The sequence below is a fragment of the Lawsonella clevelandensis genome, assembly GCF_003241315.1.
GTDB lineage: Bacteria > Actinomycetota > Actinomycetes > Mycobacteriales > Mycobacteriaceae > Lawsonella > Lawsonella clevelandensis_A.
This window is the reverse complement of sequence record NZ_QFOZ01000001.1, coordinates 216,244-230,445: the sequence shown is the minus strand read 5'-3', so window position 1 is coordinate 230,445 and position 14,202 is coordinate 216,244. Positions and strand designations below refer to the sequence as shown.

Genomic DNA, 14,202 nt, shown 5'->3' with positions numbered 1-14,202 from the left:
TCCATCCCTTTCTCGTATACCTACGCATTCAACACGTTCTTATTGCAGTATGCAGGTTAGGCCGTGTGACGGGCTAACTCAGTGTCGATAAGAGTGGCGATGAGATCGGGATAGCTCACACCCTGAGCTGCCCACATTTTCGGGTACATGGAGATGGAGGTAAATCCGGGGAATGTGTTGATTTCGTTAATAACAGGACCTTGCTCTGTAATGAAAAAGTCCACTCGAGCAAGACCTTTTCCATCAATGGCACGAAAAGCTTTCACTGCTAATTCACGAACTTCGTCGCTGACACTCTCCGGTACTTTGGCAGGTAAGTCGACGTTAATAACGTCGTCAAGGTATTTCGTATCGAAGTCGTAGAAGTTTCCACCGTCCGAAGGCTCTGTAACTTCCTCATTTGTAACTGTCGCGGAGGACTCGCTTGTAGATTCTGGAATACAAATTTCTGCAATGGGTGATGCGTGTACGTCACCGGAGGCGAATTCCAATACGCCGCATTCCACTTCGCGCCCTTTAATGGCGGACTCCACAATAACTTTGCTATCGCAGGTACGGGCAAAGTCGACAGCGGCGGGAAAATCCTCCCACGTTGTCACTTTGCTGATACCGATAGAAGAACCGCCGCGAGCTGGTTTCACAAACACGGGTAACCCCAGCATGTCTTTTTCAGAATCGGTAAGCGTAGTGGTACCAGCGCGCATCACTACTTGCGTACCAACGGGAAGACCAGCATGGCCAAGTACAACCTTGGTAAATTCCTTATCCATGGAATTTGCAGAAGCTGCTACCCCACACCCCACGTAGGGCACCCCGGCTAGCTCAAAAAGACCTTGAATGGTGCCGTCTTCACCATTGGGGCCGTGGAGAACGGGAAGAACAACATCAATTGTGGCTACTTCTTCTCCTGCATGGTCGCCACTGGTATAGACAATGGTGCCGCGTCGTGTGGGGTCTAGAAGAAGGGCTACTTCTTTACCCGGAGTAGGTGTAACTTCTGGCAGTTTCCGGCCATGCTGTGAAAGTTTATCGAGGTCACCATCGCCAAGATACCACCCGCCGTCTCTCGTAATGCCAATGGGAACAATTGTGTACTGACCCATCTCCTTCATAATGCTGGCAGCGGAAATACAGGAGATTGAGTGCTCGGGGCTATTGCCCCCGTAGATAACAGCAACAGTGGTGTTCTTCATGCTTTAAAAAATACCTAATTGGCGAACTAAATACCTACTGGCCGCATACCTAGCTATCACTCATCGAATAGGCATGAATTAGTCCGAACTAGGAGCAGGACCCCTCATCGCCCTAAAATAGCGGTGATTATGGAAAGGTTTTTCATGAGTTCTCCTTCTGCTCCCCACAATAGCGTGGAAATATCTGCATCTGCCGTTTCTTCCCCCACCTCTCAGACGGGATCGTTACTAGCAGAGAATCCACAATCAATGCGGAAGTGGTTTATACACCGTATCGATGCTCGGAATTCCCCCAATAATTATGTTCTTGCAGCGGGAGGCGTTGTGTGGCGTCGCAATGAAAAAGGCGACATCGAGGTTCTACTCGAGCATCGCAAACGCTACGACGATTGGTCTATCCCCAAAGGAAAAGTCGATCCTGGTGAATCGCTCGTTATGACAGCTATCCGCGAGATTGCGGAAGAGACTGGTTTTGATGTCCGGTTGGGCAAATTCTTAAAACGAGTCCACTATCCCCTATCAGGCGACCGCCAAAAGATTGTGTACTACTGGTCTGCGCAGGTTACTGGTGGAGAATTCCACGTCAATAGCGAAGTGGACAGCATTGCGTGGCTTACACTTCCCGAAGCTGAACAACAGGTTCAATATGAGTCTGATCGCAAAGTCTTACGCCGTTTCCGGAAAATAGATGTGACATGGCATCCGCTGGTTCTTGTACGGCATAGTCGTGCAGGAGAACGCAGGGAAGGAAACAGAGATTTCCTTCGCCCTCTCGATGCGGTAGGACGCCAGCAAGCCACAGCACTAGCGGAGGCTGCCAGCGCCTACGGGGTGACTGAGCTTTTCGCTGCAGACCGCATTCGGTGTGTACAAACGCTACAGCCCACTGCACTTTTACTGAATTTATCTCTCCCCACGGAAGAGGCTCTTTCCGAAGAATTCGCCCTTAATCACCCAGATGACACACTGAACTTCTGGAAAACAATGTGTACGCACGCAACACAGGGGCAAATACCTATGGTGTGTTCACAGGGTGGCGTTATCCCGTCCCTTCTGCGGAGTATGGAGACCGCCGAGGGAATAGCGTGGGGACCGCATAACTGTAAGTGTAAAAAAGGCGGAATGTGGGTCATTTTTGTTGATAATTGCGGAGTTGCACAAGCCGCTGATTATCTACCAAGCCCACTAGCCGTGCGGTAATTCTTTTGTACAAGTGGCAAAGAGAGGGCGAAGCCGAGTCTATTTCTTAGACTTCTTCTTTTTGGACTTCTTCCCCTTTTTGCCACTTTTTTCTGCTTTAGCTGCTTTCTTCGCTGCCTTTGTCTCTTTTTTCAGAGTGGAAGCATTAGATTCAAAAGTATTGGTAGCAACGCGTTTTACAGATATTCCAGATTCGGGCAGTTCAGCTTTACCCTTAACGACAGCCCTGAAGTACTGGCCGGGACGAAACATGGGTACTTGTGTTGGTGCTACCGGAACAGCTTCTCCGGTATGAGGATTGCGGGCGACACGGGCAGCTCGGTCGCGACGCTCGAAAGTACCAAATCCCATAATGGTTACTGATTCGTTGCGTTCAACGCTTCGTACGATAATGTCGAGGATATTTTCTAGTGCATTGGTGGCCGTGTTCTGGTCGATATCCATGCGGCGCGACAATTCCGCCACAATGTCGGCTTTATTCATTGTTCCTCCAGATGTTCTTCAGAAAGCTCTTCGGGAGATACAGACTCTAAGATCTGTACTCGAATAGTGAACTATCCTCAGTAACAACAGTTATACGCTCTTTTAGCGAGGGCAGCATGCGATCACGCTACTTCGCAAAGGATAAGCATGTTGTTATTCTTTTTCTCGGAATAACAATTAGTAGATTCTAGTTTTCCAAAACTGGGATCTACTGAAAATATAGCCGAAATTGGTAAGTTTAAGGGGCAATTACAGAATAAATTATCGAGTAATTGGCTTGTACGATGGTCGATTAATCTCATATTGGGCTATCTCGTCTTCGTGTCGCAGTGTCAAATCAATGTCATCGAGCCCCTCCATAAGACGCCACCGGGTGTAATCGTCTAATTCAAAGGGAACAACATAGTCGCCTGCGGTGACAGTTCGCTCTTCTAAACTGACTGTAACGGTCATACCGGGATGGGCTTCTGTTATCTCCCATAGCTTCTCAATGTCTTCCTGCGCAACCACTCCCGCGACAAGACCCGATTTAGCAGCATTACCACGGAAGATATCCGCGAATCGCGGCGAGAGAACTACTCGAAAACCATAGTCCATTAACGCCCATACTGCGTGTTCACGCGATGATCCCGTGCCGAAGTCTGGTCCAGCAATAAGGACACTCCCCTGCCGATAGGGTTCCTGGTTCAAGACGAAATTCTCATCATTTCGCCAAGCAGCGAAAAGTCCATCGGCAAAACCGGAGCGAGTAACGCGTTTCAAAAAAACTGCGGGGATAATTTGGTCGGTGTCAACGTTAGAGCGACGCAGTGGGACGCCAACACCACTATGAGAGATGAACGGTTCCATGGTTTCTGTTCCCTTTCGAGTGGAGTGACAATTATCGGACGGGAGCAAGATCTGCGGGGGAAGCAAGTGTTCCGCATACGGCAGAGGCCGCAGCAACAGCGGGACTTACCAGGTGGGTACGGGATCCTTTCCCTTGTCGCCCTTCGAAATTGCGGTTAGAGGTAGAGGCGGAACGATCTCCTGGATTCATTGTGTCGGAATTCATTCCCAGGCACATGGAACAACCGGGGTTACGCCATTCCGCGCCGGCGTCTCGGAAAACTACATCGAGGCCTTCTTCTTCCGCTTGTTGTTTTACTAATCCGGATCCGGGAACAACAAGCATACGAACCCCTTCTGCCACCGTACGACCACGGAGAACATCCGCAGCAGCTCGTAAGTCTTCAATGCGCCCGTTAGTGCAGGAGCCAACGAATACTGTATTGATGGCGATATCCCTCATGGGGGTGCCTGCTGTCAAATCCATATATGCGAGGGCTTTTTCACAAGCGGCTTTCAGAGACTCATCGGCAAAGTCGTCGGGGCTGGGAACTACTCCAGAAAGTTCCACTCCTTGACCTGGATTGGTACCCCATGTGACATATGGTTCGATGTCTTCGCCTTTGAGGACAACTTCTTTATCAAAAGTGGCGCCGTCATCCGTACGAAGTTCTTTCCACGCTGCCACAGCCTTGTCCCATTGTTCGTCTTTGGGAGCATGTGGGCGTCCTTTGAGGTAATTAAAGGTGACGCTGTCGGGGGCGATCATGCCTGCCCGTGCCCCGGCTTCAATACTCATATTGCAGATGGTCATACGGCTTTCCATAGAGAGTTTCTCTATGACGGGGCCACGGTATTCAATAACGTGCCCTTGCCCACCCGCGGTACCAATCTTCGCAATAATGGCGAGAATAATGTCCTTGGCGGTAACTCCTGGCTGCACTTCACCAGTGACAGTGACGGACATGGTCTTAAAAGGCTTGAGAGGCAATGTCTGAGTGGCCATGACGTGCTCTACCTCAGAGGTGCCAATACCGAAGGCTAAAGCACCGAATGCCCCGTGGGTAGATGTATGAGAGTCACCACAAACGATGGTCATACCGGGTTGGGTGAGACCAAGCTGCGGACCAATAACGTGGACAACACCTTGGTTAAGGTTTCCCATGGGATAGAGGGGAACCCCGAATTCTTGACAATTCTTATGCAGAGCGTCCAGCTGTGCCCGTGATGTGGGATCAGCAACAGTACCATCGACCGTAGGAACGGTGGGAACGTTGTGATCTTCTGTAGCGACAGTAAGATCAGGGCGGCGTAAACGGCGTCCCGCAAGACGCAGTCCATCGAAAGCTTGTGGGCTTGTTACCTCATGAAGAAGCTGCAGATCAATATAGATAAGATCGGGTTGACGGGCATCGCCTTCCCCTTCTCCAGGTACAACAACGTGCTGTTCCCACACTTTTTCGGCGAGAGTTTTAGGGCCGTGCATAGTGGTCGTAACGCTCCCTTCGCAAGACTACTGATAAGCGGTGCAGATACGAGAGCTTTTCGTTCCTATAATGAGAGCGGAAGAACCATTATGTGAAGAAATGAGGCAGGCTCACAGCATTTGCATCCCATAAAATGGGATGCTACAGTCAAAATATGGGAAAGTCAAGCGGAATCGGCGTCTTAGATAAGACGATGCTTATCCTCACAACAGTCGCAGAAGAACCCTGCTCACTCAATGAATTATGTGAACGCTCTGGAATTCCACGCGCTACAGCACACCGCCTTGCCGTAGGAATGGAATTACATCGTCTCTTAAGCCGGGATACCTCCGGACTATGGCATCCTGGCCCCGCATTAGCCGAACTTGCAGCCAAATCAACAGACACACTATTAGAAGCAGCCCATCTCATTCTCCCCCGCCTACGCGACATCACGGGAGAATCAGTACAGCTTTACCGCATAGAAAATGGACAACGCGTCTGTATAGCAACATCTGAACCACCCACGGGTTTACGAGATAGCGTCCCGGTAGGAGCGCACCTTCCTCTCTACGTAGGCGCATCCTCTAAAGTTCTGGTCGCATGGGCAGAAATGAGTATCCAACGATCCATACTGGCGGAAGGCGAAATTACGGAAACACAACTCCGCGATACCCGTCGACGTGGATGGGCACAGAGTATTGGTGAACGCGAACCCGGTGTAGCAAGCGTCTCCGTACCAGTTCGCGACGCACGCGGCACCGTACTAGCAGCCATCGCTGTATCGGGCCCTATTGACCGCATTGCTAAACGTCCTGCAAATATGTGGGCAGCAGACCTAAAAACCGCATCGAGCGTTATCACTAAACACCTGTAAACACACAGGTAGAAAAACTATAGAGGTACATCTTCTACAAGATGTACCTCTACTGTTGTATTCCTTACAGGAATTCTCTTAGCCGATAACCCGCACTCCTGTAGCCTGCGGGCCACGGCGACCATCGCCTAGTTCATATTCCACTTGCTGGTGTTCTTCTAGCGTGAGAAAACCGTCTCCCTCAATCTCGGAGTAGTGGACGAAAACATCAGCGCCGTTGTCATCGGGAGTAATAAAGCCGTAGCCTTTTTCTGAGTTGAACCACTTAACGGTACCCGTTGCCATGGCGTTTCCTTTCTTTCCCCTACTTTTATGTGATCATTGGGGATTCATAGACGGGTTGATTACCCTATTGTCCTCCACAATAACGAGAAGCGCCTAACGACGACGTCAAAACTCACATCCCAGCTAAAATGACAGCGTCACTCAATGCCAGCTGCTTCCTCATCCTCAATTTGTTTGAGAGACTTCCCCTCCTCCGTTTTCCACTGCACACGACCATTCACCGATGTCCCACTAACGAAACTTGCAGCAGTAGAAGGGCTGGAAAAATGTGTATCTCTAGTTAGAACAAAATTCTCATTAACACGGTCAGCATAGTGCGCTCTCAAACGACAAACATACGGCGGAACTGATGCTGTGAACTGATCTTCAGGACGTATCTGTGAGCCCGCTAATACAACGAACCCATCACTGACCCGCTTCCCTCTCGCCACAAGTCGTGCTCTAGTAAAAGTCAGTTCTTGTTCTTTAATCTCATCAGATCTTTTCTGTTGTATTCCATCGAATGTGGTTTCGTTAACAGATTCGAAAACTTTAAAGCCTAAAGCACCGATAACAATATGTGCGTAATCGATAAACTCATCAAGCTCAGCTTGTTTCTCCTCTGTAGGAGCTCCCATTGATGGATCGTTACCGTTGGTAACCACGTAACGCCCAGCACTTTTCGCCATTCCAGTAAACCGATGTTCTAAGTAGCTGATTTCCGTAGGCCCCAGTGCGTTATTAGAAGTGACGATTGCAACGGCCTGAGTCCAATAATCGGTTTTTTCCTCATCCCGATGCTCCATAATGCGACCGAGCACACCTTTATTATTTTTCCTTTTTCGTGCCTGTCCAATATAAACTCGCTGGTTTCCATCATCATCAGCCCCAAAAAGAAGATAGACACCAGATTGTTGCAGATCAGATCTATCTTTCGACTTTATTAGATCAGTACGAGGAAGAAGATAGCACACACCTGTCCAATTACTGAGTGAAGCTTTAATTCTCCCCTGAGGAATTCCATCGATAAGATACAACATAACTGTTTTTGGCCGTAGCATTACTTATCCTTGCTTTCTTTTCTTCCGTGTAATTTGTTATTACTCCAAGCATAAAAACCGTGATATTCATAAGATAATTACCATTGTTACTTTTACCTGTATACAAAAATCCCCCAGCTATAGCCGGGGGATATCACAGGTATTAAGAATTATTTGGTACCCCCAACGGGATTTGAACCCGTGTTACCGGCGTGAGAGGCCGGCGTCCTAGGCCGCTAGACGATAGGGGCATGACCACTTGATAACAAGATGGTTATAGAAGCTTAACGTATTACTTCTAAGATCCCAAAACTGTTACCAGATTTGGGTTTTCTTCACTTTTATAAAGCGAAAAAGCTGGCCTACCAGGACTCGAACCTAGAATGGCTGAACCAGAATCAGCTGTGTTGCCAATTACACCATAGGCCATTGGGGTCTCATGACCACCTCGAAAAGGTTACCACTTTACCCCTCGTTAACACCAAATCGAGATGTTAACCTTGGTTTTCCACTGGAGTGGGTTCATAGGAAAGAGCCTCTGTAAGACGCTCTAGGGACACCTCACGACCCAACATCTCAATGGATTCAAAGAGTGGCGGGGAAACATGGGTACCTGTTACCGCTACTCGTATCGGGGTGAAAGCCTTGCGCGGCTTCAACTCCATCTTCTCAATGAGTTCACCCTTCAATGCACTCTCAATAGCGGCAGCCTTCCATCCTGTTTCTGGGATTTCCTGCAGAACAGTAAGAGCTGCTTGCAGGACAGGCTTAGCCTCGGGCTTGAGGTTTTTGCGCCCCGACTTCGCATCAATGGAGAAATTATCTCCACAGTAGAGGAAGTCCAGTAGCTTCCATGCGTCACTCAACACAACAATGCGTGTCTGTACAAGGTCTGCAGCCATCGTGAAGATATCGTCATCGAGATCTTCCGGTAGTGTTGTTCCTCTCGGTGAGGGGAATTCACGCATATAGGCAAGTAGTCGCTCGCGAAAATCGGCTGGCTCCAGCATGCGAATATGCTCGGCGTTAATAGCATCAGCCTTCTTCTGGTCGAAGTGCGCCGGAGCGGAGTTCACATCGACAACATCGAAGTTCTTAACAAGTTCATCAATGCTGAAAATATCGCGGTCAGAGGAAAGGCTCCACCCCAACAAGGCCAGGTAGTTGAGGAGTCCCTCCGGGAGGAAACCACGATCACGGTGGATGAAGAGGTTAGATTCTGGATCACGCTTAGAAAGCTTCTTGTTACCAGTTCCCATCACGAAGGGAAGATGCGCAAACTGCGGAATCTGCTTCGCTACACCAATACGTATCAGGGCTTCATAAAGAGCAATCTGGCGCGGAGTAGAAGGCAGCAGATCTTCACCCCGCAACACATGAGTAATTCCCATCAACGCATCATCGACAGGGTTTACCAGGGTATACAGCGGAGAACCATCAGAGCGGGCAATAACGTAGTCTGGCACAAACTGGGACTTGAATTCCGTGTAGCCACGCACCATGTCATTCCAGCCCAGATCCTTATCGGGCATGCGCAGACGAATAACGGATTTACGCCCTTCCGCACGGTAGGCAGCTTTTTGTTCTTCGGTAAGGTCACGATCGTAGTTATCGTAGCCGAGCTTGGGATCTTCACCCTTCGCCAGGTGACGGGCCTCTACCTCTTCATTAGTAGAGAAGGCCTCGTAGGCTTCGCCAGCGTCTAGAAGCTGCTGAATAACCTTGCGGTAGATGTCGCCACGCATGGATTGGCGGTACGGCTCGTGTGGGCCCCCTACCTTCGGGCCTTCATCCCAGTCGAGTCCCAGCCACTCGAGAGAATCAATGATGGCCTGGTAACTTTCCTCCGAGTCACGCTGTGCATCGGTATCTTCAATGCGGAAAATGAGTTTTCCACCGGTGTGACGAGCGTAGGCCCAGTTGAAGAGGGCAGTGCGGACCATTCCCACGTGGGGGGTACCGGTAGGCGACGGGCTAAAGCGGACACGGACTTCTTGAGTAGTCATAGTTTAAGGCTAGTAGCTTTCACGAGTAGGCTGGAGAACGGCGCTACCAACAGCGCCTTTGTTCTTATTGTAGGAGGTGGAGATGGAGCCTGAAAAACCCTTGCACTCGCAGCAGCACTATCTCCCCACAAGACCGTGTACCGAACCAGATTTTTTATTATCACGCGCCACCGGATCTGTCCGCACACAAGGCATTAAAGAAACTTTCTCCTCCGTAGCAGAGGCCCGTGAAGCTCTCGCCTCCGGCCGTGCCGACATGATTGTGGGGGCGTTACCGTTTACACCCAACGCACCAGCTGCTCTTATTTCTCCCAAGCACGTCATTCGCTCTGATGCTCCATTGGAGCCGCCCGCGTTCTTCCGTGGACAAGAAATGCGTGCCCGTATTGTGGACTTCTCTCCTACTGCTTCCGAGCATCGCCGTCGTGTTGAGCAGGCCGTTGCAGCTATCCGCCGGGGTGTTGCGGAAAAGATTGTGCTTGCTCGTGCTGTGGACGTTATTGCTGATGAGACTTTAGATCCCCAGCTTATTGCCGCACGTCTTCTTGACGGTAGCCCACGCCAGGAGGCGTATTTAGCGGACCTCTCCCCTGCCGGGACAGACTATGAGGGGCACTGGCTAGTGGGCTCTTCCCCGGAACTGCTGATAAGCCGCCGCGGGGCAGAGATAAGCTCTCACCCGCTAGCCGGTTCCCGGCCCCGCTGTTCTGACCGTCAACGCGATGCGCAATCTGCACGCGACCTGCGCACTTCTACGAAAGATAGTGCCGAGCATCGCTATGTTACCCAGGCACTGGAAGAAGCTCTACGTCCTTTGTGTAGCAGACTCGATGTTCCCGCTACACCTAGTCTGACGTCTACGAAAGAAATGTGGCATCTTGGTACCCACATTACGGGGACACTTGCCGCTCATGCAGAAAATAGGGATGCCACACAGACACACGAACTACCCACTGCTCTCGACCTAGCTGAGTTACTGCACCCCACTCCTGCCGTGGGAGGTTGGCCTCGTCGCGAAGCACTCACTTTTATCTCTGATGCGGGTGAAAACCGCCGCTTCTATGCGGGCACGGTGGGATGGTGTGATGCTGCTGGTGATGGTGACTGGGTAGTGGCTATTCGTTGTGCAGAACTGGATCCGGCACACAATTCCGCCACGGCCTGGGCTGGTGGTGGAATTGTGGCAGATTCTTGTCCCTCTGCCGAAGTACAGGAAACTCGCGACAAGCTACAAACTATCTTGCGTGCTTTAGGAATTGTCGACAGTCTTTAAGCATTGACAACGGGGTTGGAAAGCGTGCCGATACCGTCAATAGAGACCGTGACCGTATCCCCTTCTACCAGGGGTCCAATACCTGCCGGTGTGCCGGTAAGAATAACGTCGCCGGGCAGTAGTGTCATGACACTACTAACAAACTCGATAATCTCCGAAACAGTATGAACAACTGCTGCTGTGTTCTCATCCTGGCGAACTTCGCTCGTTCCATCAGCATGTATCACTTCCACCAGGATGTCTTGGTCAGAGGGATCGAGTTGGGTCTCAATCCACGGGCCTAGTGGGCAGAACGTGTCATAGCTTTTAGCCCTGGTCCATTGTCCTTCTGCGGCTTGAATATCGCGAGCAGTGACATCGTTAGCAATGGTGTACCCCAGGATGACGCGTCGTGCGTCTGCCGCATCAACATTGTGACAGGGTTGATTGATGATGACAGCTAGTTCACCCTCATGGTCAACACGTTGGCTGACCGCAGGCCTCCGAATGGGGGCATCTGGGCCAATAATAGAGGTAGGGGGCTTAATAAAGATGACGGGTTCATCTGTCGTTTGGCCACCCAATTCTCTGGCGTGATCAATATAGTTCTTCCCTACTGCCACAATCTTTGTGGGGAAAATGGGAGCTAAGAGACGTACGTCGGGAAGTAAGAACTTTTTGTCAGTGAAAACGGGCTGTCCATCCCAGGGAAGTTCATCTACTTGACGGATAGTACACGTGGAAGGAGTATCGGGATTCCCCTCGACGACGCCAAAGGAGACACCTTCGGGGGTAGCAAAACGAGCAATACGCATAGTAGAAGAATACCCCGCGCTGCAGAGCCCTGTTGAGTAGGACACTGCTGAGTAAGACACTGCTCGGTAGGAACTCATCTCCGAGTTCCTACCGAGCAGGATTCAGATAATTGAATAACCTTATGCGCTATGCGAGTGCAGCAGCGATACGATCACCTATCGCACTGGTGGAGATAGTCTCATCATCGCGGTGTGCCACATCGTTTTCTATTGCTTCCATAATGCGAGCAGCTTCACTGTCATACCCCAAATGCTCCAGCATCATTGCGCCAGAAACAATGGCGGCAGTGGGATCTGCCAGTCCCTTCCCCGCAATATCGGGGGCAGAACCGTGTACTGGTTCAAACATGGAGGGGTTGGTACGGGTGGCATCAATGTTTCCGCTTGCTGCTAATCCAATACCACCTATCACAGCGCCGGCGAGATCTGTGATGATATCGCCGAAAAGATTATCGGTGACGATAACATCAAAGCGACCCGGATCCGTCACCATATAGATAGTGCACGCATCAATGTGACAGTAATCCGTTGTTACTTCCGGATAGTCAGCAGCAACATCATCAACAGTGCGTTTCCACAGTGAACCCGCATGGGTTAGCACATTCATCTTGTGAACAAGAGTGAGGTGTTTACGACGTTTCATGGCGCGTTCAAAAGCGTCCCGCACAACGCGTTCCACTCCGAAGCGGGTATTCAGGGAAGTTTCTGTAGCAACCTCAGCTGTGGTTCCTACGCGGATCGCTCCACCATCGCCACAGTAGAGACCCTCCGTGCCCTCACGCACAACAACGAAGTCGATGGAAGGGTTACCAACTAGGGGTGAGTCAACACCTGCGTAGAGCTTCGCTGGGCGAAGATTGACAAAGTGATCAAGGGCAAACCGTAATTTTAGAAGTAATCCGCGCTCCAAAACGCCGGGAGCTACCCGCTCTGGATCACCAATGGCGCCGAGCAAGATGGCATCATGTTGACGGATCTTCTCAACAGTCTCATCGGAGAGAATCTCACCAGTTTTCAGGTAGTGTTCCGCGCCTAGCGAGTAGTGCGTGACCTCAATACTGGGGATAACTGCACGAAGTACTTTTAGCGCTTCGGCAGTAACCTCAGGGCCAATACCATCGCCACCGATGACCGCTAGATCAATCGTGGCACTCACGCGAGATCCACCTGGGCAGCACGAGTTGCCCAACAGCAGAACTGACAGTCTCCATCTCATCTTCAGTAAGGGCACGGTTGAGACGCAGCAGAGCAGTAGCACCAGTTCCCTTTGCATCAGGGCTGAGAGCACAAGAAATAATATCTACGTCCGCATTGCCCAATGCAGTGGCGAAAAGCCCTAGTGCACCGGGACGATCCTGGTAGGACAGCACCACATTGTGACCTTCTGCACGCATGTCGAAGTTGCGACCGTTAATACCGATAATCTTCTCAACTTTCTCCAGACCAGTAAGAGCACCGGAGATAGAGGTAACGTCACCATCGGCGGTGACGGCACGCACCGTCACAACAGACCGGTGGGTAAGAGCCTCAGTGTGAGTATCGACCTCAATAGAGACACCGCGCTCTTCGGCAATCTGCGGAGCATTCACAAAAGTTACCGGCTCGGTGCTGACAGCGGAGAAAAGACCGCGCAAAGCGGCAAGACCAAGAATATCGACGGGTTCAGCGGAAAGCTCACCGGAGACAACAACCTGCACGGCAGTAACCGGTTTGGGAGAAAGTGTGCCGGCCAGAAGACCCAATTTGCGAACAAGTTCCAGCCACGGTGAAACTTCATCATTAACGGGGCCGCCGGAGACGTTAACAGCGTCTGGAACGAACTCGCCAGCAAGTGCCAAGAGTACGGAATGAGCAACATCAACGCCTGCGCGATCCTGTGCTTCTGCGGTGGAGGCGCCAAGATGCGGAGTTAGGACAATGTTGTCGGCATCTAGCAGCGGGTTATCCGTAGGGGGTTCCTTGGAGTACACGTCAACAGCAGCGCTGCGCACCTTACCGGATGCCAATGCCGCTGCAAGGTCTTCCTCAACAATGAGTCCACCACGAGCAGCGTTCACAATAATGACACCATCCTTGCACTTGGCAAGTTGCTCAGCATTGATAAGACCGGCGGTTTCCGGGGTCTTCGGGAGGTGGATGGAGATGATATCGGCGCGGGAGAGCAGCTCGTCCAAGCTCACCAATTCAACGCCGAGTTGGGCGGCGCGGGCAGCGGGAAGATAAGGATCGTATGCCACTACCGTGGTATCAAAAGCCTTCATACGCTGAGCGTATAGTTGACCAATATGACCTAGACCGATCACACCGACGGTCTTGTGGAAGATTTCAACGCCTTTGAAACTGGAGCGCTTCCATTCGTGCTCACGAAGAGTGTTGTGAGCTGCTGGGATCTGGCGAGCAGCAGCCATTGTCAGCGCTACGGCATGTTCTGCCGCAGAATGAATGTTTGAGGTAGGCGCATTGACAACCATGACACCGCGGGCAGTAGCCGCGGGAATATCGACGTTATCAAGCCCTACACCAGCGCGACCAATAATCTTGAGATTATCGGCAACGGCTAATGCTTCGGCGTCAATAGTGGTGGCAGAACGTACGAGTACTGCGTCCGCTTCAGGAAGAGCTGCCAGCAATTCAGAACGGTTCGGACCATCGACCCAACGAATTTCTACACCATCACCCAGTGCATCTACGGTCGATTGAGCAAGTTTGTCGGCAATCAGTACGACGGGACGAGCATTTTGGCTCACGAGATTCTCCATTGTGTGTGAGGTTATTTCT

Annotated in this window: 13 protein-coding genes and 2 tRNA genes; 3 read left to right on the top strand and 12 right to left on the bottom strand. The window is 51.0% G+C overall.

The annotated features are described in order from the left end of the window. Positions 1-56: 56 nt before the first annotated feature. Entirely contained in the window at positions 57-1,193 is a 1,137-nt protein-coding gene (locus tag DI579_RS01025; RefSeq protein WP_290595437.1) for a D-alanine--D-alanine ligase family protein, read from the bottom strand. 144 nt (positions 1,194-1,337) lie between these two features. On the opposite strand from DI579_RS01025, the gene DI579_RS01020 reads away from it, so the two are divergent. Then, positions 1,338-2,393 (top strand): NUDIX hydrolase, encoded by a 1,056-nt coding sequence (locus DI579_RS01020; RefSeq protein ID WP_303678558.1) that lies wholly within the window; start codon positions 1,338-1,340, stop codon positions 2,391-2,393. 39 nt (positions 2,394-2,432) lie between these two features. On the opposite strand, the gene DI579_RS01015 is transcribed toward DI579_RS01020, so the two are convergent. From DI579_RS01015 to leuC, 3 genes are all read right to left on the bottom strand, one after another. Further along, complete coding sequence (locus DI579_RS01015) at positions 2,433-2,876, bottom strand: HU family DNA-binding protein (protein ID WP_290595439.1); 444 nt, start codon at positions 2,874-2,876, stop codon at positions 2,433-2,435. Between the two features lie 261 nt (positions 2,877-3,137). Continuing rightward, the gene (gene leuD / locus DI579_RS01010) at positions 3,138-3,725 is read right to left on the bottom strand and encodes a 3-isopropylmalate dehydratase small subunit (protein WP_290595440.1); all 588 of its coding nucleotides are present in this window, start codon (positions 3,723-3,725) and stop codon (positions 3,138-3,140) included. A gap of 31 nt (positions 3,726-3,756) precedes the next feature. Beyond that, entirely contained in the window at positions 3,757-5,190 is a 1,434-nt protein-coding gene (leuC, locus tag DI579_RS01005; protein ID WP_290595441.1) for a 3-isopropylmalate dehydratase large subunit, read from the bottom strand. Positions 5,191-5,345: 155 nt separating this feature from the next. Here leuC and DI579_RS01000 point away from each other — a divergent pair, with 155 nt between their 5' ends. Beyond that, positions 5,346-6,047: an IclR family transcriptional regulator gene (locus tag DI579_RS01000; RefSeq protein ID WP_290595442.1), complete on the top strand. Its 702-nt coding sequence runs from the start codon at positions 5,346-5,348 to the stop codon at positions 6,045-6,047. Between the two features lie 78 nt (positions 6,048-6,125). Here DI579_RS01000 and DI579_RS00995 read toward each other — a convergent pair whose 3' ends face one another. From DI579_RS00995 to gltX, 5 genes are all read right to left on the bottom strand, one after another. Continuing rightward, positions 6,126-6,332: a cold-shock protein gene (locus DI579_RS00995; protein WP_290595443.1), complete on the bottom strand. Its 207-nt coding sequence runs from the start codon at positions 6,330-6,332 to the stop codon at positions 6,126-6,128. Between the two features lie 137 nt (positions 6,333-6,469). Continuing rightward, complete coding sequence (locus DI579_RS00990; RefSeq protein ID WP_290595444.1) at positions 6,470-7,372, bottom strand: GIY-YIG nuclease family protein; 903 nt, start codon at positions 7,370-7,372, stop codon at positions 6,470-6,472. Between the two features lie 154 nt (positions 7,373-7,526). After that, a tRNA-Glu gene (locus tag DI579_RS00985) sits at positions 7,527-7,602 on the bottom strand. 106 nt (positions 7,603-7,708) lie between these two features. Beyond that, a tRNA-Gln gene (locus DI579_RS00980) sits at positions 7,709-7,780 on the bottom strand. A gap of 65 nt (positions 7,781-7,845) precedes the next feature. Next, on the bottom strand, positions 7,846-9,357 hold the full coding sequence (gene gltX / locus DI579_RS00975) for a glutamate--tRNA ligase (RefSeq protein WP_303678557.1): 1,512 nt from the start codon (positions 9,355-9,357) through the stop codon (positions 7,846-7,848). An 82-nt stretch (positions 9,358-9,439) separates the two neighbouring features. On the opposite strand from gltX, the gene DI579_RS00970 reads away from it, so the two are divergent. After that, positions 9,440-10,630 (top strand): isochorismate synthase MenF, encoded by a 1,191-nt coding sequence (locus DI579_RS00970; RefSeq protein WP_290595446.1) that lies wholly within the window; start codon positions 9,440-9,442, stop codon positions 10,628-10,630. Here DI579_RS00970 and DI579_RS00965 read toward each other — a convergent pair. From DI579_RS00965 to serA, 3 genes are all read right to left on the bottom strand, one after another. Next, a complete protein-coding gene (locus DI579_RS00965; protein WP_290595447.1) occupies positions 10,627-11,424 on the bottom strand; it encodes a fumarylacetoacetate hydrolase family protein in 798 nt (265 codons plus the stop codon). The genes DI579_RS00970 and DI579_RS00965 overlap by 4 nt on opposite strands. Positions 11,425-11,551: 127 nt before the next feature. After that, positions 11,552-12,568 carry a 3-isopropylmalate dehydrogenase gene (locus tag DI579_RS00960; protein ID WP_303678624.1) on the bottom strand — a complete coding sequence of 339 codons (1,017 nt, stop codon included), beginning with the start codon at positions 12,566-12,568 and terminating at the stop codon, positions 11,552-11,554. Next, on the bottom strand, positions 12,564-14,171 hold the full coding sequence (serA, locus tag DI579_RS00955) for a phosphoglycerate dehydrogenase (RefSeq protein WP_290595448.1): 1,608 nt from the start codon (positions 14,169-14,171) through the stop codon (positions 12,564-12,566). Before serA ends, DI579_RS00960 begins: the two co-directional genes overlap by 5 nt. Between the last annotated feature and the right edge of the window lie 31 nt (positions 14,172-14,202).

Coding starts and splice junctions, on each gene's coding strand:
- DI579_RS00970 (WP_290595446.1), top strand. CDS start 9,440: ATGGAGCCTGAAAAACCCTTGCACTCGCAGCAGCACTATCTCCCCACA.
- DI579_RS01000 (WP_290595442.1), top strand. CDS start 5,346: ATGGGAAAGTCAAGCGGAATCGGCGTCTTAGATAAGACGATGCTTATC.
- DI579_RS01020 (WP_303678558.1), top strand. CDS start 1,338: ATGAGTTCTCCTTCTGCTCCCCACAATAGCGTGGAAATATCTGCATCT.
- leuD (WP_290595440.1), bottom strand. CDS start 3,725: ATGGAACCGTTCATCTCTCATAGTGGTGTTGGCGTCCCACTGCGTCGC.
- DI579_RS00990 (WP_290595444.1), bottom strand. CDS start 7,372: ATGCTACGGCCAAAAACAGTTATGTTGTATCTTATCGATGGAATTCCT.
- leuC (WP_290595441.1), bottom strand. CDS start 5,190: ATGCACGGCCCTAAAACTCTCGCCGAAAAAGTGTGGGAACAGCACGTT.
- DI579_RS01015 (WP_290595439.1), bottom strand. CDS start 2,876: ATGAATAAAGCCGACATTGTGGCGGAATTGTCGCGCCGCATGGATATC.
- DI579_RS00995 (WP_290595443.1), bottom strand. CDS start 6,332: ATGGCAACGGGTACCGTTAAGTGGTTCAACTCAGAAAAAGGCTACGGC.
- DI579_RS00965 (WP_290595447.1), bottom strand. CDS start 11,424: ATGCGTATTGCTCGTTTTGCTACCCCCGAAGGTGTCTCCTTTGGCGTC.
- gltX (WP_303678557.1), bottom strand. CDS start 9,357: ATGACTACTCAAGAAGTCCGTGTCCGCTTTAGCCCGTCGCCTACCGGT.
- DI579_RS01025 (WP_290595437.1), bottom strand. CDS start 1,193: ATGAAGAACACCACTGTTGCTGTTATCTACGGGGGCAATAGCCCCGAG.